This is a genomic window from Rugamonas apoptosis (assembly GCF_014042355.1).
In the GTDB taxonomy this organism is placed as follows: Bacteria; Pseudomonadota; Gammaproteobacteria; order Burkholderiales; family Burkholderiaceae_D; genus Rugamonas; species Rugamonas apoptosis.
Genome location: NZ_JACEZU010000001.1, coordinates 260,509 through 280,555, shown reverse-complemented (window position 1 = coordinate 280,555; position 20,047 = coordinate 260,509). Strand labels below are relative to the sequence as shown.

Here is a 20,047-nt window from a genome sequence, read left to right as displayed (position 1 = left end):
GTCCATGCTCCGTAACGCCTTGCTGTTCGTCTTCGCCGCCGCTCCGTTGGCGCACGCCGCCGCCACCGATGGCCTGATCACTGCCGCCGAACGTTCCGGCTTCCAGAACACGGGCCGTTACGATGAAGTGGCGGCGCTGTGCGCGCGCTTCCAGAAGGCCTATCCCAAGGCCGTGCGCTGCTTCGAGTACGGCCGCACGCCGGAAGGGCGGCCCATGCTGGCGCTGGCCGCCTCGCGCACGGGCGCGTTGACGCCGGCGCAGGCCCGGCAACGCGGCCTGCCTGTGGTGCTGGTGCAGGGCGGCATCCACGCCGGCGAAATCGACGGCAAGGACGCCGGTTTCCTGGCGCTGCGCGAGACGCTGGAAAGGAAGGCGGCGCCCGGCGCGCTTGATCAGCAGGTGCTGTTGTTCGTCCCCGTGTTCAACGTCGATGGCCATGAGCGCTTCGGCCAGTGGAACCGCCCCAACCAGCGCGGCCCGGTGGCCATGGGGTGGCGTACCACGGCCCAGAACTACAACCTGAACCGCGATTACATGAAGGCCGAGTCGCCCGAGATGCAGGCCATGCTGGCGCTGGTCAACCAGTGGGACCCGCTGGCCTACGTCGACCTGCACGTGACGGATGGCGCCAAGTTCCAGCCCGACGTGTCGATCCAGGTGGAGCCCGTGCATGGCGGCGACGCGCCGCTGCGCCAGGCCGGCACGGCGCTGCGCGATGGCGTGATCGCGGACCTCAAGCGCCAGGGTTCCGATCCCAAGCCATACTACATGTCGTTCGCCGCGACCGACGATCCGGCTTCCGGCTTCGTCGATGAAATGGCCTCGCCACGCTATTCGATGGGTTACTTCATGCTGCGCAACCGCATGGCCATGCTGGTCGAAACCCATTCGTGGAAGGATTATCCGACCCGGGTGCGGGTGACGCGCAACGCCGTGCTGTCGGTGCTGGAGCAGGTGGCCGCGCATGGCAAGGACTGGCTGCGCACGGCGCGCGAGGCCGATGCGCGCGGCGCCACGCTGGCCGGCGCCGAGGTGCCGCAAAGCTACCGCACCACCTACAACAGCAAGACCATCGATTTCCCCGGCTACGCCTACACGCGCACCCAGTCCGACGTGTCGGGCGCCCTGATGACGCGGTACGACGAGAGCCGGCCGCAGACGTGGAGCGTGCCGCTGCGCGACGAGATCGTGCCGGACCTGCGGGTGGCCGCGCCGCGCGGCGGCTACCTGGTGCCGGCCGCGCAGGCCGACATGGTGGCGGCCAAGCTGCGCCTGCACGGCATCGCCTACCGGGTGCTGGGTGCGGCGCTGGAGAACGCGCCGGTGCAGGCGTTCCGCGCCGAGCGCGCCACGCCGGGCGCGCAATCGTTCGAAGGACGCCAGTCGCTCAAGGTGGAAGGTGATTGGCGCGACGAGACGCGCAGCGTGGCCAGGGGCGCGCTGTTCGTGCCCATCGCCCAGCCCAAGGCGCGCCTGCTGATGGCGCTGCTCGAACCGGGCAACGTCGATTCGCTGCTGGCCTGGGGCCTGTTCAACAACGCCTTCGAGCGCAAGGAATATATGGAAGCGTATGTGGCGGAGGAGGTGGCGCGCGGGCAGATGGCGGCCGATCCGGCGCTGGCGGCCGCATTCCGCGCCAAGCTCGCCGCCGACCCGACCCGGCCTTCGCCGCCAGTCCGGAGGCGCGGCTGGAATTCTTCGCCCGCCGCCACGCCTCGTGGGACGAGCGTTACAACCTGTATCCGGTGCTGCGCACGGAGCGCAAGCTCTAAGCGCGCGGTTGCAGCTGGATGAAGCCCGGGGTCTCCGTCGGCGTGGCGCATGGGTCTTCGTCGAACGCGATGTCGCCCTGCGGGTTGGGCACGCCGTCGGCCTTGACGGTGGTGAAGCCGTACAGCGCGTGGTCCATCAGGTGCGACGGCACCACGGTCGACAGGGCCGAGAAGATGTTGTCCACGCGGCCGGGGAATTTCTTGTCCCATTCGCGCATCAAGCCCTTGATCTGCTTGCGCTGCAGGTTCTCCTGCGAGCCGCACAGGTCGCACGGGATGATGGGGAAGCCTTTCACTTCGGCGTAGCGCGTCGTGTCGGCTTCCTTGACGTAGGCCATGGGGCGGATCACGACATGCTTGCCGTCGTCCGACACCAGCTTGGCCGGCATGCCTTTGAGCTTGCCGCCGAAGAACATATTGAGGAAGAAGGTTTCCAGGATGTCGTCGCGGTGGTGGCCCAGCGCGATCTTGGTGGCGCCCAGTTCATCGGCCACGCGGTACAGGATGCCGCGCCGCAGCCGCGAGCACAGCGAGCAGGTGGTCTTGCCTTCCGGGATCAGGCGCTTGACGATGCTGTAGGTGTCCTGGTTCTCGATGTGGAAGGCGATGCCCAGTTCCGTCAGGTAGCCTGGCAGCACGTCGGCCGGGAAGTTGGGCTGCTTCTGGTCCAGGTTGACGGCCACGATGTCGAAGTGGATCGGCGCCCGCTCGCGCAGCGTCATCAGGATGTCGAGCAGGGCGTAGCTGTCCTTGCCGCCGGACAGGCACACCATCACCTTGTCGCCTTCTTCGATCATGTTGAAGTCGCCGATGGCCTGGCCCACCAGGCGGCACAGGCGCTTGTGCAGCTTGTTGTTCTCCAGCGCGATCTTCTCGGCCGATTTGCCGCCCTGGGCGGTTTCGTTCATCACGGCGCTCATACGTTGTCCTTGATCTGGAATACTTCCACGCCCACGCCTTCGCAGTCGGGATAGACGTCCGGTTTCATGGTCGACACGCGCGCGGCGCGCACGCGCGGGTGGGCCAGCATGGCGCGCACCACGTCGTCGCACAGGCTTTCCTGCAGGTGCACATGGCCTTGCGCCATGCGGCGCGCGATGGTTTCGCGCATGAAGTCGTAATCCACCACTTCCTCCAGCTGGTCGTGGGTGGGGGTGGACAGGGCCAGCGGGATGTACAGGTCGACGTTGATCAGCACGCGCTGCTCGCCTTTCTTCTCGAAGTCGTGCACGCCGATATTGATCAGCACTTCGTAATTGCGCAGGAACAGGCGCCGGCAATCGGTCAGGCGCGGATGGGATAGAGCGGACAACATAATTTACCTTCTTTCGGAAATACGGGATAAACGATATAAATAGTATTCAGTCGCTGGCATTCATTTGGTGCATGGTGCTTGGCGTGGTGTGGGGCGCTACTGCGCCAGGAACATCACGTCGCGCGCCAGCGGCATCAGGTGCTGGCCGCCGTCCACCAGCAAGGTGGTGCCGGTCAGGGCCCGGGCGCCGGCCGCGTAGACGACGGCGGCGGCGATGTCGTCCGGGGTGCTGGAGCGGCCCAGCGGCGTTTGCCGGTGGGCCTGGACGAAGCCGGTCTCGCTCTGCTCGCCCGACACCAGCGTGATGCCGGGCGCCACGCCCACCACCCGCAGCTTGGGCGCCAGTTGCTGGGCCAGCATGGTGGTGGCCGTCTGCAGCGCGGCCTTGGACAGGGTGTAGGACAGGTAGTCGGGATTGAGATTGTACAGTTTTTGGTCCAGCAGGTTGATCACGGCGCCCTGGCCGCCGTCCGGCGTGGCCCCATGCAGGGCTTGCGCCAGCAGGATGGGCGCGGCCAGGTTGGCGCGCATGTGGGCTTCCATTTTGGCCACCGTGAAGTCGGCGGCGCTGTCGTAATCGAACAGCGAGGCGTTGTTGACGACGCAGTCGAGCGCGCCCAGCGCCGCCACGGCACGCGGCACCAGCTGGCGCACGGCCGCTTCGTCGGCCAGGTCCGCTTCCAGCGTGACGGCGCGCCGGCCCAGCGCCTCGATGGCGGCGGCCACCTCGCGCGCCTGCGCTGCGGAGGCGCGGTAATGCACGGCCAGGTCCCAGCCGGCATGCGCCAGCGCCAGCGCGATGGCGCGCCCGATGCGCCGCCCGGCGCCCGTCACGAGCGCCGCTGGCGCGCGCGATCCGGTCGCCACGGCCGCCTGTGGCGCAGGCGCTGCGGACGAAGCGGGACCCGGCGCCCCGGACGCCGTCGCTGGATGGGAAGGATGGTGTGAGTCAGTCATGGGTTCTACATTGAATCGCTGGATAAAGATGGCCAACTGGCGCCCGTGCGCGCCGATTCGCTACAATGCGGAAATGTCCCTACCCGCACCTACCTCGGACGCGCTGGCCGCGTCGCACGCCCTGCAGCACCGGATCGCCGCCGACATCGCACGGCACGCCGGCGCCATTTCCTTCGCCCGCTACATGGAGCTGGCCCTGTACGCGCCCGACCTGGGCTACTACAGCGGCGGCGCCGCCAAGCTGGGAAAAGATGGCGATTTTACAACCGCGCCTGAACTGTCGCCCCTGTTCGGGGCCGCGCTGGCGCGGGTGGCAGCCGCTATTATCGCCCAAAGCGCGCCGCGCATCCTCGAATTCGGCGCCGGCACGGGCAAGCTGGCCCTGGACGTGCTGACGGAACTGGCCGCCGCCGGCGTGGCCGTGGAACGTTACGCCATCGTCGACCTGTCGGGCGAACTGCGGGCGCGCCAGCGCGAGACGCTGCGCGCCTTCCCCCAGGTCGAGTGGCTCGATACCCTGCCCGACGCGTGGGATGGGGTGGTGCTGGCCAACGAGGTGCTGGACGCCATGCCCGTGCAACTGGTGCGCAAGACGGCCGCCGGCTGGCGCGAACTGCAGGTGACAGTGGAGGAGGGGCGCTTCACTTACCTGGAGGCGGCGCCCGACGCGGCGCTGGCGGCCCAGGTGGCGCGCCAGGTCGCCCCCCAATTCGCACCTGAATTCGGCCACCAGGATGGGCCGCCGGACGGCTACACGACGGAAGTGCACGGCGCGGCCTGCGGCTTCATGGCGTCGCTGGCGGCCATGCTGGCGCGCGGCGCCGGTGGCGCGGCCATCCTGCTCGACTATGGCTTCCCGGCCCATGAATACTACCTGGGCCAGCGCGACGCGGGCACGCTGATGTGCCACTACCGCCACCATGCCCACCCGGATCCGTTCTATTACCCCGGCCTGCAGGACATCACGGCCCACGTGGATTTCACGGCCATGGCGCTGGCGGCCCAGGACGGCGGCGCCGAGGTGCTCGGTTATATGAACCAGGCCGGCTTCCTGATCGGGGCCGGCATCGGCGAACTGCTGCTGCGCACCGATCCGGCTGACGCGCGCCGCTACCTGCCGCAGGCCAACGCCCTGCAAAAGCTGGTGTCGCCGGCCGAAATGGGCGAACTGTTCAAGGTGCTGGTGGTGGGCCACGGCGTCCAATTGCCGGCCGCCATACTGGCCCACGACCGTTGCCACCGGCTGTGATCAGTTTGACCATACCGGGAACAGCCGTCACTTTCTCCTTGAATTCCATGCGATTTCCCGTCAAAACTCGGCTATGATGACTGATTGAGCGTGAAAACCCGTCGCGGCGCGCTTGTTGAAAACTGAATGGAACGATGGGAAAGATACACACACACTATGACAACCTGAAAGTGGCGCGCATGGCGCCTCAGGAAGTCATACGTGCTGCCTACAAGGCCTTGAGCCAGAAATATCACCCGGACAAGAATCCCGGCGATGAGAAGGCTGCGCGCATCATGGCCATCCTCAACAGCGCCTACGGCACCTTGTCCGATCCCCAGCGCCGCAAGGAACATGACGAGTGGATCGCTGCCGAGGAATGGGAGATCGAGTGGCTGGAAAGCACCCGCCACGAGGACAGCCGCGACAGCCATGGCCGGCCCCGCCACGAGGCGCCCCAGCAAGCCTGGGGCACGGAGGACGAGGAGCCGCGTTTGCCGCGCCGGCGCCGCAACTGGCGTTGGTGGACCAGCCTGGCGCTCTGCCTGGCACTGGGCTGGGCGGCCGGCGTCAGCATGGTGGGCACGCCCCAGTTGCTGGCCACCGTGCTGGCCTCGGCCTGGGGCGACAAGGCTGAAGGGGCCGGCGGCGACGACGCCGCCATGCGCGCGCCGCGCGTCCCCGGCAAGCTGGCCGCACGGCCGGAAGCGCGCGCCGACGCGCGCACCGAGGCTCTCGACAGCTGGGCCGTGGCCCATCCCTACCAGGCCGAGGCGGCCAATGTACGCCCGGCCCCCATCAAGGTGATGGCCTTGTCCCAGATCGTGCTGCCCGGTTCCACGGCCGACTGCGAAGGCGCCACGCCGGCCGCCAGCGCGCCCAACGGCGAAGCGTGGCCGGTCCAGTCGGGCTACGTGGACGGTTTCCCGGTGGCCGCCAAGGGCGACGACATGCAACTGCTGCTCGACAACAGCAGCAACCCGTCGGCCGTGTTCATCAAGGTGTATGACATGGACCGCCACGCCAACGTGCGCTATGTGTTCGTGCTGGCGCGTGACAAGCTGGTGGTGGATAAGCTGTTGAGCGGCAAGTACGAGATCCGCTACCAGAACATCGACCTGGGTGCCGGCTGCCCGCCGCCCAAGCCCACCACCACGGCCAGCAACGGCTAGGCCGGCTGGCGCTCAAGCGGTGGGCGCGTCGCTCAAGCCCATTTCCGCGCTCGACATGAGCTTGTCGATATCGACCAGGATCAGCATCCGTTCGTCGATCGTGCCCAGCCCGATCAGGTAGTCGCTGCTGAAGGCGGTGCCCATCTCGGGCGCCGGCTTGACCTGGTCGGGCGTGAGCGTGGTCACGTCCGACACGGAATCGACCACCATGCCCACCACCCGTCCGGCGATGTTGAGGATGATGACCACCGTGAACTGGTCGTACACCGGCTCGCCCAGCCGGAACTTGATGCGCATGTCCACCACCGGAATGATGATGCCGCGCAGGTTGATCACGCCCTTGATGAATTCGGGCGCGTTGGCGATCCGGGTCACCGTCTCGTAGCCGCGGATCTCCTGCACTTTCAGGATGTCGATGCCGTATTCCTCGGAGCCGAGGGTGAAGGCGAGAAATTCGCGCCCGGCGATGTCGTTGCCGGACAGGGTGGCCGATGCAGGTTCTTGCATGCTAGGGTCCTTTGCGTCGTGAGGGCGGTTCGCGGGTGCGAACCGGTCGCCGGCCGGCCAGTGCCGCCGGGCTGTTCCTATCGTGGTCGCCGCGGCCCGTCCAAGCTGATACGCCGCCGTGCAAGAGTAGCAGAGTCGGTGCCGGAATACGAGCGCGGCAGCGCATCTTTTCATACTTTGTCGGCCCCCGCCGGCGTTCCCCTCGTAAGGGGTTGTCACGCTGTAAGAATCTGATTATGCTAGGACAAAAGGCGGCGGCGAGACCGCCTGCCGGGCGGCACCCGCCCCCTGAGGAGAATGTATGACCGAATCCAACGCTGCCGACGAGAACTGGCTGATCGACGAGGACGAGGACGAAGCCCCGTCAACCAGCCCGGCGGCGCCCGACCAGCGGCTGTGGCGCGTGCTGATCGTCGACGACGACGTTGATGTGCACGCCGTCACCCGGCTGGCACTGCGTAACGTGAGCTTCAAGGGCCGCGAGCTGGAATTGTTTTCCGCCTATAGCGGCCGCGAGGCGTTCGACATCCTGCGCGACACGCCCGACATCGCGCTGGTGCTGCTGGACGTGGTGATGGAGACGGACGACGCCGGCCTGATCCTGGCGCGCCGCATCCGCGAGGAACTGCACAACAGCATCGTGCGGGTGGTGCTGCGCACCGGCCAGCCGGGCCAGGCGCCCGAGCAGCGCGTGATCATCGAATACGACATCAACGATTACAAGGCCAAGACGGAACTGACCACGCAAAAGCTGTTCACCACCGTGATCTCGGCGCTGCGCGCGTATGAAAGCTTGAACATGCTTGAGCGCAGCCGCATCGGGCTGGGCAAGATCCTGGCCGGCGCCACCAATCTGTACCAGATCCACTCGTTGCGCGAATTCGCTTCCGGCGTACTGAACCAGGTGTCGGCCATCCTCGACGTCGGTTCGGACGGCGTGCTGTGCCTGATGCAGGGCGACACCGGCGTGACGACGGTGGTGGCCGCCACGGGCGGCTACGCGGCCTTGAACGACACTGAACTGATGCCCACCGGCCACCCGCTGTGGCCCACCATCGCCAAGGCGTTCGCGGAAAAGAAAAGCCAGTTCGACCATCCGGCCAACGTGCTGTTCATTCACACCCAGGAAAACCGGGAAGTGGCGATCTCCGTCACGCCGCCGTGGCCGCTGGCCCAGATCCAGCGCGACTTGCTGGAAGTGTTTTGCCAGCGTATCGCGGCCGCCTTCGACAACCTGTACATGTTCGGCCAGTTGCGCAAGGCCCAGGAAGCGACCGTGGTGGCGCTGGCCGACCTGGCCGAGTTCCGCGACAGCGGCACGGGCGGGCACGTGCGGCGCGTGCAGCAGTTGTCGAGCGCGCTGGCGCTGCGGCTCAAGGAGCGGGGCGCCTGCCCCGACGAGCTGACCCCGCAGCTGATCGACATGATCGGCCTGGCCAGCATCCTGCACGACGTGGGCAAGGTGGCCACGCCCGACCACATCCTGCTCAAGCCGGGCCTGCACACGCCCGAGGAGCGGGTGCAGATGCAAAGCCATGCGCAAGTGGGCCGCACCATCCTGGAACGGGCCGCCAACATGGTCGACGGCGTCAGCTACCTGACCTACGGCGCCGAGATCGCCGGCGCCCACCACGAGCACTACGATGGCCACGGTTATCCGAACGCCCTGGCCGGGCGCGCCATCCCGCTCTCGGCCCGCATCGTGGCCGTGGTCGACGTGTTCGACTCGCTGCTGCACCAGCGCCCCTACAAGGAACCGTGGCCGCATACGGAAGTGATGAACTACATCACGGAACGGGCCGGCAAGCAGTTCGACCCGGACGTGGTGGCCGCCCTCATCGACCTGATCCACAGCGACCCCAGCATCGGCCACACGCCGGACTGAACCCGGACTGCACGTCGCCGCCCCGCGTGGCGCCGCCGGCACGCTGGCGCCACGCCGTGGCACGCCGGTGCCACTGTGGTTCAATTCTCACAGAAACCCACCAAAATCCCGGCCGCCGCGGCCCCGCCGTATATACTGGGGAGCAGGGCAGGCCCGCCCATGGCGCCTGCCGGCGCGCGCCCCGATGGCGCCGCCCCGAAGCGGAAAACACGAGACATGAACGATTTACAAGGCCTCAGTGCGCTCATCATCGAGCCGCACCAGGGTATGCGCGCCAGCCTGCATGGCATGCTGGGCCAATGCGGCCTGGCGCGCATCACCGACGCGGCCAACGCCAGCCAGGCCATCCGCCTGATGGCGCTCAAGGGCTATGACCTGATCCTGTGCGAGTACGACCTCGACGCCGGCCAGGACGGCCAGCAAATGCTGGAGGATTTGCGCCATCACCGGCTGATGCACCCGGCCACCCTGTTCTTCATGGTGACGGGCGAGGGCAGTTTCGGCAAAGTGGTCAGCGCGGCCGAGCTGGCGCCGGCCGACTACATCCTCAAGCCATTCGCGGCCGACGCCATCCTCGAACGCATCACGCGCGCGCTCGACAAGCGCGCCGTGTTCCTGCCCATCCACGAACTGATCGACCTGGGCAACCAGGCTGGCGCCATCGCCGCCTGCGTGGCCGGGGCCGAACGCCATCCGCGCTACAGCGTCGATTTCGACCGCCTGCGGGCCGAGCTGCACCTGGTGCTGGGCGAGGCGGCCGTGGCCGACGGCATCTACCGCGCACTGTACGAGAGCCGTGGCGTGGGCTGGGCCCGGCTGGGCCAGGCCAAGACCCTGTTTTTGCGCGGCCGCTATGAGGAGGCGCAAACCATGCTGGAGCAGTTGCTGGCCCAGTATCCGCGCTTCCTGGACGCCTACGACTGGCTGGCCCGCACCCATGAGGCCTTGGGCGGCCTGCCGCGCTCGCAAGCGGTGCTGGCGGAGGCGGTGGAGCTGTCGCCGCATGCGCTGCGCCGCCTGCGCCGGCTGGGCGAGGTGGCGTTCGAGGCGGGCGATGTGGACACGGCCGAACGGGCTTTCCGCCAGGTGGTGGCCAAGTCGCGCTATTCCGAATTCCGCGACCCGCAAGACCATACCAAGCTGGTGCGGGCGCTGCTGCGCCAGGGCGACCCGGTACAGGCCGCCAGCGTGATCCGCGACCTGGACAAGGCCATGACGGGCCAGCGCAACGGCGTGGCCTGCGGCGCCATCGCGGCGGCCATGCTGCACGACTACACCGGCAACGACATGCGTTTGCAGCAGTCGCTGGACCAGGCGCTGGCCGGCTGCCGCATCGCGCAAGGCTTGTCGCCCGACCTCAAGCTGGAACTGGCCCGCACCTGCCTGGCCCACGGGCGGGCGCGCCAGGGGGCGGAGCTGGTGCGGGAAGTGATGCGCAACGCCCCCGGCCCGGCCGGGGTGGAGCAGGCCAGCGCCATGCTGGCCCAGGCCGGCCATGGCGCGCTGGCCGAACGGCTGGCCCAGGAAAGCCGGCAGGAAGTGGGCGACATGGTGGCCCACGGCGCGGCGCTGGCCAAGCACGGCGATTACCGGGGCGCGGTGGAGCTGATGCTGGAAGCGGTGGCCAAGCTGCCCGACAATCCGCAAGTGGTGTTCAACGCGGCCGTGGCCGTGCTCAAGTGCCTGGAGCACCTGGGCTGGGACGACCGCCTGGGCCAGTACGCGCTGCAGCTGATCGCCGGCGTGCGCCGGCTCGACCCGCTCAACCCCAAGCTGAACGCGCTGGCAGCCCTGCACCAGCAAATTTTGAAGAAATACAACATCCGGGCCGCGCGCTGGAACGACACGACGAAAGTGGCGCTGGTCTAGGCGGTGCGGCGCTACAATGGATATTATTGCAGAGACATAGATGGAACCCCTATGGAACAGGCATCCTTACGTGGCGCGTCCGGCGAAACCCGTCCGGTGCGCGGCCTGTTGCTGAAAAAACTATGTGACGACGAGGGCATGTTCGCGCTGGGCGCCTCGGTGGCGCGCGTGGTGCAACTGGTCGATGCGGACGACCAGGGCACCCACAGCCTGGCCTACTACGTGCTGTCGGATGTGGCGCTGACCCAGAAGATCCTGCGCCTGGCCAACACCCCCGCTTACCGCACGGCCGGCGGCAGCCCCGTGACCACCATTTCGCGCGCCATTTCCCTGCTCGGTTTCGACAACGTCAAGACCACCGCGCTGGCCATGCTGCTGGTCGATACGCTGGCCAACAGCAAGCACGCACTGGCCGTGCGGGTGGAACTGGAGGCGGCCCTGTGCGCCAGCCTGGTGGGGCGCGAGATGGCCCGGCTGTCGGCCTACCAGGGCGCCGAGGAAGCGTCGATCGGGGCCCTGTTCAAGAACATCGGCCCGCTGGTGATCGCGTCCCAGGAGCATGAGCGCTTCCGTGAAATCGCCGCCCTGATGGCCGGTGGCAAGCACACCCAGGCCCAGGCGTCGCAAATGATCCTGGGCAGCACCTACGACACGCTGTCGGCCGCCATCCTGCATGAATGGAAGATCCCGGATGTGATCGTGCGCGCCTTGAGCGCGCTGCCGCCGGGCAAACAGAGGCCGGCCCTGAACCGCCAGGAATGGGTGCGCCAGGTGGTGTCGTTCAGCATCGACGCGGCGCGCCTGCTGGCGCGCAAGCTGATCCCGTCCGACCCGGACGGGGTGGCGCTGGAGCAGCGCTATGGCGGGGCCTTGAACCTGGACCAGGAGCGCTTGCAGCAACTGTTTTCCACCGTGCGGCGCGACATGGCGGCCCTGCTCGACAGCATGCAGCTGGGGCCGCAGACGGAAGTGGAGGAGCCCAGCGCCGACGGCTTGCCCAACGTGCTGCTGCTGGCCACCATGAACGGCGACAGCCGGGAACAGGAGGGCGTGCACCCCAGCGGCAAGCCGTTCAACGCGCGCGAGCTGTTGCTGGCCGGGGTGCAGGAGGTGACGCAGATCCGCGCCACCCCGCACAGCAAGGCCAACCAGGTGATCCAGGCCGTGCTGGAAACGCTGTACCGCAGCATGGGTTTTCGTTTCGCCACCGTGGTGCTCAAGGATGTGCGCAGCGGCCAGTACCGGGCCCGCATCGCCATGGGCGAGCACCATGCGGCGCGCCAGGCCGGCTTCGTGTTCCCGCTGCTGGCCGATGGCGGGCTGTTCCACCTGGCGATGGAGAACGACGCCGACCTGATGATCGCCGACGCCAGCGCGCCCAAGATCCGCGACCTGCTGCCAGCCTGGCACCGGGCCTTGCTGCCCGATGCGCGCAGCTTCATCGTGCTGCCGCTGGTGGTGCAGGGCACGCCGCTGGGCCTGTTCTACGCGGACCGGGTCCAGTCCGCGCCGGAAGGGGTGCCGCCGGATGAGGCGTCGCTGATCCGGGCGCTCAAGGGCCAGGTGCTGGTGGCGCTCACGCCCGGCAACGGCTGATCCCCTAAGCGATTAAGCGGCTGAGCTGCTGAGCGGCTGGGCGGCCGGCCCGTGCCGCCGCCGGCTGCGCCTCAGCCGGCTTGCGCCACGTCCGCCGGCGCCGCATCGGCCAGCAACAGCGCTTCGAACTGCGCCGCCGGCATGGGCCGCGCGAACAGATAGCCTTGCCCTTCCTCGCACTGCTTGGCGCGCAGGAAGTCGCGCTGGGCCGCCGTCTCCACCCCTTCGGCCACCACGCTCAAGCCCAGCGAGTGGGCCAGCGCGATGGTGGCCGCCACGATCACGGCATCGTTCGGATCGCTCTCGATATCCTTGACGAAGCCGCGGTCGATCTTGATGCGGTCGATCTCGAACAGCTTCAGGTAGCTGAGCGAGGAATAGCCGGTGCCGAAGTCGTCGATGGCCACCTTGCAGCCGCGTGCGCGCAATTCGCGCAGCAGCTTGCGGCTGCGTTCGGGATCCTGCATGGCGGCCGATTCCGTGATCTCCAGTTCCAGCAGGGCCGGCTCCAGCCCATGTTCGGCCAGCAGCCGGTCCAGCTGCGGCAGCAGGCCGGCGCCATGGCACTGGCGGGCCGACAGGTTGACGGCCAGCCGCACATGGCCGAGGCCGCGCGCGCGCCAGCCGGCCAGCAGCGTGGCCGCCTGCTGCAGCACCCACTCGCCCAGCGGCAGGATCAGGCCTGATTCCTCGGCGATGGGAATGAAGCGGTCCGGCCCCACCAGGCCCAGTTCCGGATGGTGCCAGCGCAGCAGCGCTTCGGCGCCGATGATGGCCTGGTCCGCCAGCCGCACCTGCGGTTGCAGATACAGTTCGAACTCGTGCTGTTCCAACGCCAGCCACAGCCGGTTTTCCAGCATCAGCCGCTCGTGGGTGGCCACGTTCATGGCGGCCGAGAAGAACTGGAAGTTGCCGCGGCCCTGGCTCTTGGCCGCGTACATGGCCGTGTCCGCGTGGCGCAGCAGGGTGCCGGCATCGGCGCCGTCGCCGGGGAACATGGCCACGCCCACGCTGGCGCCGCTGTGCACGGTCTTGCCGTCCAGCAGGTAGGGTGCGCCCAGCGCTTCCACGATGCGCACGGCGATGGTACTGGCCTCGTCCGGGGTCACGCTGCCGGAAGTGACGACGATGAATTCGTCGCCGCCCAGGCGGGCGATGGTGTCCACTTCGCGCAGCAGTTCCTGCAGCCGCTGGGCCACTGCCTGCAGCAGCAGGTCGCCCGTCTGGTGGCCGTGGGTGTCGTTGATTTTCTTGAAGTGGTCGAGGTCGATGAACAGCACGGCCGCCGTGCCGTTGGCACGCTTGGTCTGGGCCAGCAGCTGTTCCAGCCGCAGGTTCAGCGACAGCCGGTTGTCCAGCCCCGTCAGCGGATCGTGGTGGGCCAGCCGGTGGATGCGTTCCTGGGCCCGCTGCTGTTCCGTCAGGTCGTGCAGGATGGCCACGAACAGGTGCTCGTCGGGCAGTTCCACTTCGCTCACGGAAACCGTCAGCGGGAAATGGTGGCCGTCGCTGCGCGCGCCCGTCAGCGCATGGGCATGGCTGTCGCTGGCGGCGATGCGGCGCAGCAAGGCGGCCGGCCCCTGGTCCTGGGCCGGTTCGCCGTCCTGCGGCAGCAGCCGCGCCAGCGGCAAGCCCGGCATCTGTTCCGGCAGGTAGCCGAACAGGCGGCCGGCGGCGCCGTTGGCCGACATCAGGCGGCCGTCGCGGCCGATGGTGAGGATGGCGTCGGCCGCCTTGTCGAGGATGGCCTGCAGGCGCGCTTCGCGCTCGCGCAGGCGCGCCGTGCTGTCCTTGACCTGGGCCTGGATGCGGGCCCGTTCGCCGCTGATGAGCAGCATCAGCGCGCCCAACAGGCCGGTCAGCACCAGCCCGCAAGTGAGCACGATCCAGCTTTGCCAGCCGCGCTGGGCCTGCAGGTAGCTGGGCGAGGGCGCCAGGGTCAACAGGAAGATGCGGCCGCCGAAATGCAGCTGGCGCTGGAAGTCGCCGGCCTGGACGGCGCGGCCCAGGCCGTCGCGCAGCACCTGCAGCGGGCCGTTGTCGTCCGTGTCCTCGAAGCGCACCTGGAAGGCGGGAAAGTCGACCTGGCGCAGCGCGTGGTCCAGGTAGCCGTCCATGCGCAAGCCGATCAGCAGCATGCCCAGCGCCCGGTGGCGGTCGTTGGCGGCGTAGGCGGCCTGCAGCAGCACCATGCCGCGCTGCTGGCCCGCCGCGCGGTGCAGCATCAGGGGGGCGCTGGCCGTGGGCTGGCCCGATTGCAAGGCCCGCTCCACAGCCTGGGCCCGCACTTGCTCGGACAGGAAATCGAGGCCCTGGAAGCGGCGGCTGGCGGCCGGTTCGATGAAGGTGGCGGCCATGTAGCGCTGGCGCGCCCCGGCCGGGCGCAGTTGCAGGTCGGGGCCGGCTTCGCGCACGGTGAAGCCGGGCGCCAGATGGCGCTGGCCCCACGCTTCGAAGCCTGGCCGTTGTTCCTCGGTGACCGGTTGCAGCCAGGCCAGCGCCAGTAGCTCGGGGCGCTGGTCCAGGTAGCCGTTGGCCAGGTTGCTGAAATCGTCCGCGCTGAGCACGCGCTGCGGGTCGTTGAGGGCCTTGGCCATGGCGAACAGGAAGCGCTCATGTTCGCTGAACTGGGCTTGCAGCAAGTCGCCCATCTGTTGTGCCTTGAGGCGGAACGCTTGCAGTTGCTGCACCGATTCCCAGCGCGCCGCCTGCAGGTAGATGGCGACGAAGGCGGCCATGGCCAGCAGCAGCGGCAAGCCCACCAGCGCGCGCCGGCGCCACCACAGCGTGCGTGGGCGGCCGATCACGATCCACGCCAGCGGCGCCCCCAGCAGGATGCCGATGGTGTCGCCGATCCACCAGGTGAGCCAGTCGCCCGGCAGCCGCTGCCATTGTTCGATGCCGGCCAGCGCCATGCCCGTCAGCGTCACCGTGCTGCTGACCACGGTGACGCAGGGCGCCAGCAACAGGAAGCGGCCCACGTCGCGCCCGGAACCGAGGCCGCTGTCCACATGGCGCCGGAACAATCGGTTGCCCAGCATCGCTTGCAGCACGGCGCCCAGCGCGCCCATCAACGCGCCTGTCATGGCGTTGGCCGTGATGCCGGCGGCGCTCAGGGCAGGGTAGAACAGGTCGACCGTCAGCGCGCCGACGGCGATGCCGGGCAACAGCCGCAAGCCGCCGCTGACACAGGCGGCCAGCGCCAGTCCGGCCGGCAGGAACAGGGGGGAGGCATAACTGGGCGGCTGGGCCAGCAACAGGCCGGCGCGGCCGACGGCGAGGTACAAGGCGGCCAACGCCAGGTTGGCCAGCAGCGTGTGGCGCCAGTGGTACCGGCCGCGACGGCCGCCGCTACGAGGATTCAACGCGGGTGCTCCTGTGGAGGTGGGAGGTGGGGAATCCGGTCGATTGTATAAGAAAAAGTGAAACCTAAAAACAACACTTGCACATTCGCAGTTGGCCCTATACAATTTCGCCCCGAAGCAGACGATTCATCGCTGAAGCAGATAATAACTGTGGAAGATGATTGACAAGTCGAAGAAGTTGCTTCATACTCTGCGGTTCCTCGCGGAGGGGTGGCCGAGTGGTTAAAGGCGACAGACTGTAAATCTGTTCTCTATGAGTACGCTGGTTCGAATCCAGCCCCCTCCACCAAGTTGTTGCAGGACGACTGAGTGGCAATGAAGATGTGAACGGAACCTCGCGGGTGTAGCTCAATGGTAGAGCTGAAGCCTTCCAAGCTTATGACGAGGGTTCGATTCCCTTCACCCGCTCCAGCATGACGCGGCATATAAGTGTGTCGCAACAATAAGCCCTTGTAGCTCAGTGGTAGAGCACTCCCTTGGTAAGGGAGAGGCCACGTGTTCAATCCACGTCAAGGGCACCAGAATTCGCGGTATTCGTAGCAATACGGCAGTATAAGTAGCACTATCAATGACAGTCGGGCGCGAGCCCTGGCAATCACACCAAATCGTTAGGAGTCTAAAATGGCAAAAGAGAAATTCGAGCGGACCAAGCCGCACGTCAACGTCGGCACCATTGGTCACGTTGACCACGGCAAGACCACCCTGACCGCTGCGATCGCAACCGTACTGTCGAAAAAATTCGGCGGCGAAGCTAAAGCATACGACCAGATCGATGCAGCCCCGGAAGAAAAAGCACGCGGCATCACCATCAACACCGCGCACGTCGAGTACGAAACGTCGACCCGTCACTACGCACACGTTGACTGCCCAGGCCACGCCGACTACATCAAAAACATGATTACCGGTGCGGCGCAGATGGACGGCGCGATCCTGGTGTGCTCGGCCGCTGACGGCCCAATGCCACAGACCCGCGAGCACATCCTGCTGGCCCGTCAGGTTGGCGTTCCATACATCATCGTGTTCCTGAACAAGTGCGACCTGGTCGACGACGCAGAACTGCTGGAACTGGTCGAAATGGAAGTGCGCGAGTTGCTGTCGAAGTACGACTTCCCAGGCGATGACCTGCCTATCGTTAAAGGTTCGGCCCGTATGGCGCTGGACGGCGACACCGGCCCACTGGGCGAACAGGCCATCATGCAACTGGCTGACGCACTGGATTCGTACATCCCAACGCCAGAGCGCGCTGTGGACGGCGCCTTCCTGATGCCAGTGGAAGACGTGTTCTCGATCTCGGGTCGCGGCACCGTGGTGACCGGTCGTATCGAACGCGGCGTGATCAAAGTCGGCGAAGAAATCGAAATCGTCGGTATCAAAGACACCGTGAAAACCACCTGCACCGGCGTGGAAATGTTCCGCAAGCTGCTGGACCAGGGTCAGGCCGGCGACAACGTTGGTCTGCTGCTGCGCGGCACCAAGCGTGAAGACGTGGAGCGTGGCCAGGTTCTGGCCAAGCCAGGTTCGATCAAGCCGCACAACCACTTCACCGGCGAGATCTACGTGCTGTCGAAAGATGAAGGCGGCCGTCACACCCCGTTCTTCAACAACTACCGTCCACAGTTCTACTTCCGTACCACGGACGTGACCGGTTCGATCGAGCTGCCAGCCGATAAAGAAATGGTTATGCCAGGCGACAACGTGTCGATCACCGTCAAGCTGATCAACCCGATCGCGATGGAAGAAGGTCTGCGCTTCGCAATCCGCGAAGGTGGTCGTACCGTCGGCGCCGGCGTGGTTGCAAAAATCATCGCCTAAGGACTGATCCTGACTACCACCTGGGGTGTCCCGGGTGGTAAGATAGATCCTTCCTCTTCAAGTTTTACGTAGGGACGTAGCTCAATTGGCAGAGCGTCGGTCTCCAAAACCGAAGGTTGGGGGTTCGATGCCCTCCGTCCCTGCCACCAATTCTGGTGCAGTGGCACCGAAAGTAAAAAATGTCAAATCAATCCGTGCAGACTGTTAGCACGTCGAATGACAAGATCAAGATCATCGCGGCGATCGCCGTCGTGATCGCAGGTGTGGTCGGGTTTTATTACCTGGCAGACAAACCAGCTCTCGTACGCGCAGGCGCACTTGTAGCTGGTTTGGCTTTTGCCGTTTTGATCTTGTGGACTTCGACCACTGGCCGTGACTTCCTCAATTTCGCCAAAGAAGCTGTGCGCGAAACGAAGAAGGTGGTCTGGCCCACGCGCCGCGAAGCCGGTCAGATCACGGGTATCGTGTTCGCCTTTGTGCTGATCATGGCGATCTTCCTGTGGGGCACGGACAAGACGCTGGAATTCCTGTTGTACGACGTTATCCTGGGTATTAGAAAATAATGAGCGAAATGCAAGATGAAGTGCCGGGCAATGATCCGGCACAAGATGCTGGCGCTGAGCTTAGCACGCCCGTGAGCGTCCCCGTCTCGAACAAGCGCTGGTACGTGGTGCACGCCTATTCCGGTATGGAAAAGAGCGTGCAGCGCGCGCTGATGGAGCGCGTCGAGCGCGCCGGCATGCAAGACCAGTTCGGCCAGATCCTGGTGCCCACCGAAGAAGTGGTGGAAGTCAAGAACGGTCAGAAATCGGTCACCGAACGTCGTTTCTTCCCTGGCTATGTGCTGGTGGAAATGGAAATGACGGATGAAACGTGGCACTTGGTGAAAAACACCAACAAGGTCACCGGCTTTATCGGCGGCAAGTCGAACAAGCCGACCCCGATCCCGGCCCGCGAAATCGACAAGATCATGCAGCAAATGCAGGAAGGCGTCGAAAAGCCCCGTCCCAAAGTGCTGTACGAAGTGGGCGAGCAAGTGCGTATCAAGGATGGTCCGTTCACCGACTTCAACGGCAACGTCGAAGAAGTCAACTACGAGAAATCCAAGGTGCGCGTTTCGGTCACCATCTTCGGCCGCGCCACCCCCGTCGAACTCGAGTTCGGCCAGGTCGAAAAAGTCTAAGCGCCCACCGGAGCGCGCGGCAGTTCAGCGAATCCGGCTAAGAGGAGCCCTGCCACAGCAGTACCGGCGGGGCGCTACTACTCAATCCAACGATAGGAGCCATCATGGCAAAGAAAATCATTGGTTTTATCAAGCTGCAAGTGCCAGCTGGTAAAGCAAACCCATCCCCACCGATCGGCCCAGCGCTGGGTCAGCGCGGTCTGAACATCATGGAATTCTGCAAGGCGTTCAACGCCCAGACCCAAGGTATGGAACCAGGCATGCCGATCCCCGTCGTGATCACCGCCTTCGCCGACAAGTCCTTCACCTTCGTGATGAAGACCCCGCCAGCGACCTACCTGATCAAGAAGCACTCGGGCGTCACCAAAGGTTCGGCCAAGCCGCACACCGACAAAGTGGGCACCCTGAGCCGCGCTCAAGCTGAAGAAATCGCTAAACTGAAGACCCCGGACCTGACCGCTGCCGACATGGACGCCGCTGTGCGCACCATCGCCGGTTCCGCTCGTTCGATGGGCATCACGGTGGAAGGTCTGTAATCATGGCAAAACTGTCCAAGCGCGTAAAAGCAATCAAAGCCAAGGTCGATCGTACCAAGGCTTACCCATTCGACAACGCTGTCTCCCTGATCAAGGAACTGGCGACCGCCAAGTTCAACGAATCGATCGACGTGGCAGTGCAGCTGGGTGTGGATCCTAAGAAATCCGACCAGGTGGTGCGTGGTTCCGTCGTGCTGCCAGCTGGCACCGGCAAGACCGTGCGCGTGGCCGTGTTCGCCTCGGGCGACAAGGCTGAAGCTGCCAAGGCAGCTGGCGCCGACGTGGTTGGTATGGAAGACCTGGCCGAGCGCGTCAAAGCCGGCGACATGCCTTTCGACATCGTCATCGCTTCGCCTGACACCATGCGTATCGTCGGTACCCTGGGCCAGATCCTGGGCCCACGTGGCCTGATGCCTAACCCGAAGGTTGGCACGGTTACCCCTGACGTCGCTACCGCCGTGAAAAACGCGAAAGCCGGTCAAGTGCAGTACCGTACCGACAAGTCCGGTATCATCCACGCGACCATCGGCCGCAAGTCGTTCACCGACGCTGACCTGAAGAGCAACCTGGTTGCCCTGATCGACGCGCTGAACAAAGCCAAGCCAGCCACCAGCAAAGGCGTGTACCTGCGCAAAGTGGCGATCTCGTCGACCATGGGCGCTGGCGTCCGTGTTGACCAGGCTTCGCTGGCAGCGTAATAACAAACGGGTGCCAGCGGCCGACACGCGCAGCGTGTTGGCACCTGGCTTCCGCTGTTTGTAAAGAATTAAGTCCCCGTGCATAACGGGGCGCATCTTTGGGCTGGCTGTTCTAGTTTCTTAGGGCAGCCAGACAATCAAAGACCGTTGG

Annotated in this window: 16 protein-coding genes and 4 tRNA genes; 15 read left to right on the top strand and 5 right to left on the bottom strand. The window is 65.9% G+C overall.

Annotated features, from left to right (window positions below; genetic code table 11):
- Positions 1–4 precede the first annotated feature (4 nt).
- The gene (locus tag H3H39_RS01185; RefSeq protein WP_311196820.1) at positions 5–1,795 is read left to right on the top strand and encodes a M14 family metallopeptidase; all 1,791 of its coding nucleotides are present in this window, start codon (positions 5–7) and stop codon (positions 1,793–1,795) included.
- Here H3H39_RS01185 and ttcA read toward each other — a convergent pair.
- The 3 genes from ttcA to H3H39_RS01170 all read right to left on the bottom strand — a co-directional run bounded on the left by ttcA (position 1,770) and on the right by H3H39_RS01170 (position 4,045).
- The gene (gene ttcA / locus H3H39_RS01180; RefSeq protein ID WP_182151430.1) at positions 1,770–2,693 is read right to left on the bottom strand and encodes a tRNA 2-thiocytidine(32) synthetase TtcA; all 924 of its coding nucleotides are present in this window, start codon (positions 2,691–2,693) and stop codon (positions 1,770–1,772) included. The two genes, H3H39_RS01185 and ttcA, sit on opposite strands and share 26 nt — an antisense overlap.
- Positions 2,690–3,088 carry a dihydroneopterin aldolase gene (locus H3H39_RS01175; protein ID WP_182151429.1) on the bottom strand — a complete coding sequence of 133 codons (399 nt, stop codon included), beginning with the start codon at positions 3,086–3,088 and terminating at the stop codon, positions 2,690–2,692. Before H3H39_RS01175 ends, ttcA begins: the two co-directional genes overlap by 4 nt.
- A gap of 96 nt (positions 3,089–3,184) precedes the next feature.
- Positions 3,185–4,045 (bottom strand): SDR family oxidoreductase, encoded by an 861-nt coding sequence (locus H3H39_RS01170; protein WP_182151428.1) that lies wholly within the window; start codon positions 4,043–4,045, stop codon positions 3,185–3,187.
- Positions 4,046–4,118: 73 nt separating this feature from the next.
- Here H3H39_RS01170 and H3H39_RS01165 point away from each other — a divergent pair, with 73 nt between their 5' ends.
- Positions 4,119–5,294, top strand: a complete 1,176-nt coding sequence (locus tag H3H39_RS01165; protein WP_182151427.1) for a class I SAM-dependent methyltransferase — start codon at positions 4,119–4,121, stop codon at positions 5,292–5,294.
- A 134-nt stretch (positions 5,295–5,428) separates the two neighbouring features.
- A complete protein-coding gene (locus tag H3H39_RS01160) occupies positions 5,429–6,445 on the top strand; it encodes a J domain-containing protein (protein ID WP_182151426.1) in 1,017 nt (338 codons plus the stop codon).
- Between the two features lie 12 nt (positions 6,446–6,457).
- Here the strand turns inward: H3H39_RS01160 and H3H39_RS01155 are convergent, their stop codons facing one another.
- Positions 6,458–6,952, bottom strand: a complete 495-nt coding sequence (locus tag H3H39_RS01155) for a chemotaxis protein CheW (protein WP_182151425.1) — start codon at positions 6,950–6,952, stop codon at positions 6,458–6,460.
- A 301-nt stretch (positions 6,953–7,253) separates the two neighbouring features.
- Here H3H39_RS01155 and H3H39_RS01150 point away from each other — a divergent pair, with 301 nt between their 5' ends.
- From H3H39_RS01150 to H3H39_RS01140, 3 genes are all read left to right on the top strand, one after another.
- Entirely contained in the window at positions 7,254–8,837 is a 1,584-nt protein-coding gene (locus tag H3H39_RS01150) for a DUF3369 domain-containing protein (RefSeq protein ID WP_182151424.1), read from the top strand.
- A 216-nt stretch (positions 8,838–9,053) separates the two neighbouring features.
- A complete protein-coding gene (locus tag H3H39_RS01145) occupies positions 9,054–10,706 on the top strand; it encodes a tetratricopeptide repeat-containing response regulator (protein ID WP_182151423.1) in 1,653 nt (550 codons plus the stop codon).
- 51 nt (positions 10,707–10,757) lie between these two features.
- The gene (locus tag H3H39_RS01140; RefSeq protein WP_182151422.1) at positions 10,758–12,302 is read left to right on the top strand and encodes an HDOD domain-containing protein; all 1,545 of its coding nucleotides are present in this window, start codon (positions 10,758–10,760) and stop codon (positions 12,300–12,302) included.
- A 71-nt stretch (positions 12,303–12,373) separates the two neighbouring features.
- Here H3H39_RS01140 and H3H39_RS01135 read toward each other — a convergent pair whose 3' ends face one another.
- Complete coding sequence (locus H3H39_RS01135; protein ID WP_182151421.1) at positions 12,374–15,667, bottom strand: EAL domain-containing protein; 3,294 nt, start codon at positions 15,665–15,667, stop codon at positions 12,374–12,376.
- 204 nt (positions 15,668–15,871) lie between these two features.
- Here H3H39_RS01135 and H3H39_RS01130 point away from each other — a divergent pair.
- From H3H39_RS01130 to rplA, 9 genes are all read left to right on the top strand, one after another.
- Positions 15,872–15,956: transfer RNA gene (locus H3H39_RS01130), tRNA-Tyr, on the top strand.
- Positions 15,957–16,004: 48 nt separating this feature from the next.
- Positions 16,005–16,078: transfer RNA gene (locus H3H39_RS01125), tRNA-Gly, on the top strand.
- Between the two features lie 35 nt (positions 16,079–16,113).
- Positions 16,114–16,188 (top strand) — tRNA-Thr (locus H3H39_RS01120).
- Between the two features lie 100 nt (positions 16,189–16,288).
- Positions 16,289–17,479, top strand: coding sequence for an elongation factor Tu (tuf, locus tag H3H39_RS01115; protein WP_182151379.1), 1,191 nt, complete (start codon positions 16,289–16,291; stop codon positions 17,477–17,479).
- Positions 17,480–17,549: 70 nt separating this feature from the next.
- Positions 17,550–17,625, top strand: a tRNA-Trp gene (locus tag H3H39_RS01110).
- 33 nt (positions 17,626–17,658) lie between these two features.
- Entirely contained in the window at positions 17,659–18,042 is a 384-nt protein-coding gene (gene secE / locus H3H39_RS01105) for a preprotein translocase subunit SecE (protein WP_182151420.1), read from the top strand.
- 8 nt (positions 18,043–18,050) lie between these two features.
- Positions 18,051–18,662: a transcription termination/antitermination protein NusG gene (gene nusG, locus H3H39_RS01100; RefSeq protein ID WP_375540397.1), complete on the top strand. Its 612-nt coding sequence runs from the start codon at positions 18,051–18,053 to the stop codon at positions 18,660–18,662.
- A gap of 104 nt (positions 18,663–18,766) precedes the next feature.
- Positions 18,767–19,198 carry a 50S ribosomal protein L11 gene (gene rplK, locus H3H39_RS01095; RefSeq protein WP_182151419.1) on the top strand — a complete coding sequence of 144 codons (432 nt, stop codon included), beginning with the start codon at positions 18,767–18,769 and terminating at the stop codon, positions 19,196–19,198.
- Between the two features lie 2 nt (positions 19,199–19,200).
- The gene (rplA, locus tag H3H39_RS01090) at positions 19,201–19,896 is read left to right on the top strand and encodes a 50S ribosomal protein L1 (RefSeq protein ID WP_182151418.1); all 696 of its coding nucleotides are present in this window, start codon (positions 19,201–19,203) and stop codon (positions 19,894–19,896) included.
- Positions 19,897–20,047: the final 151 nt, after the last annotated feature.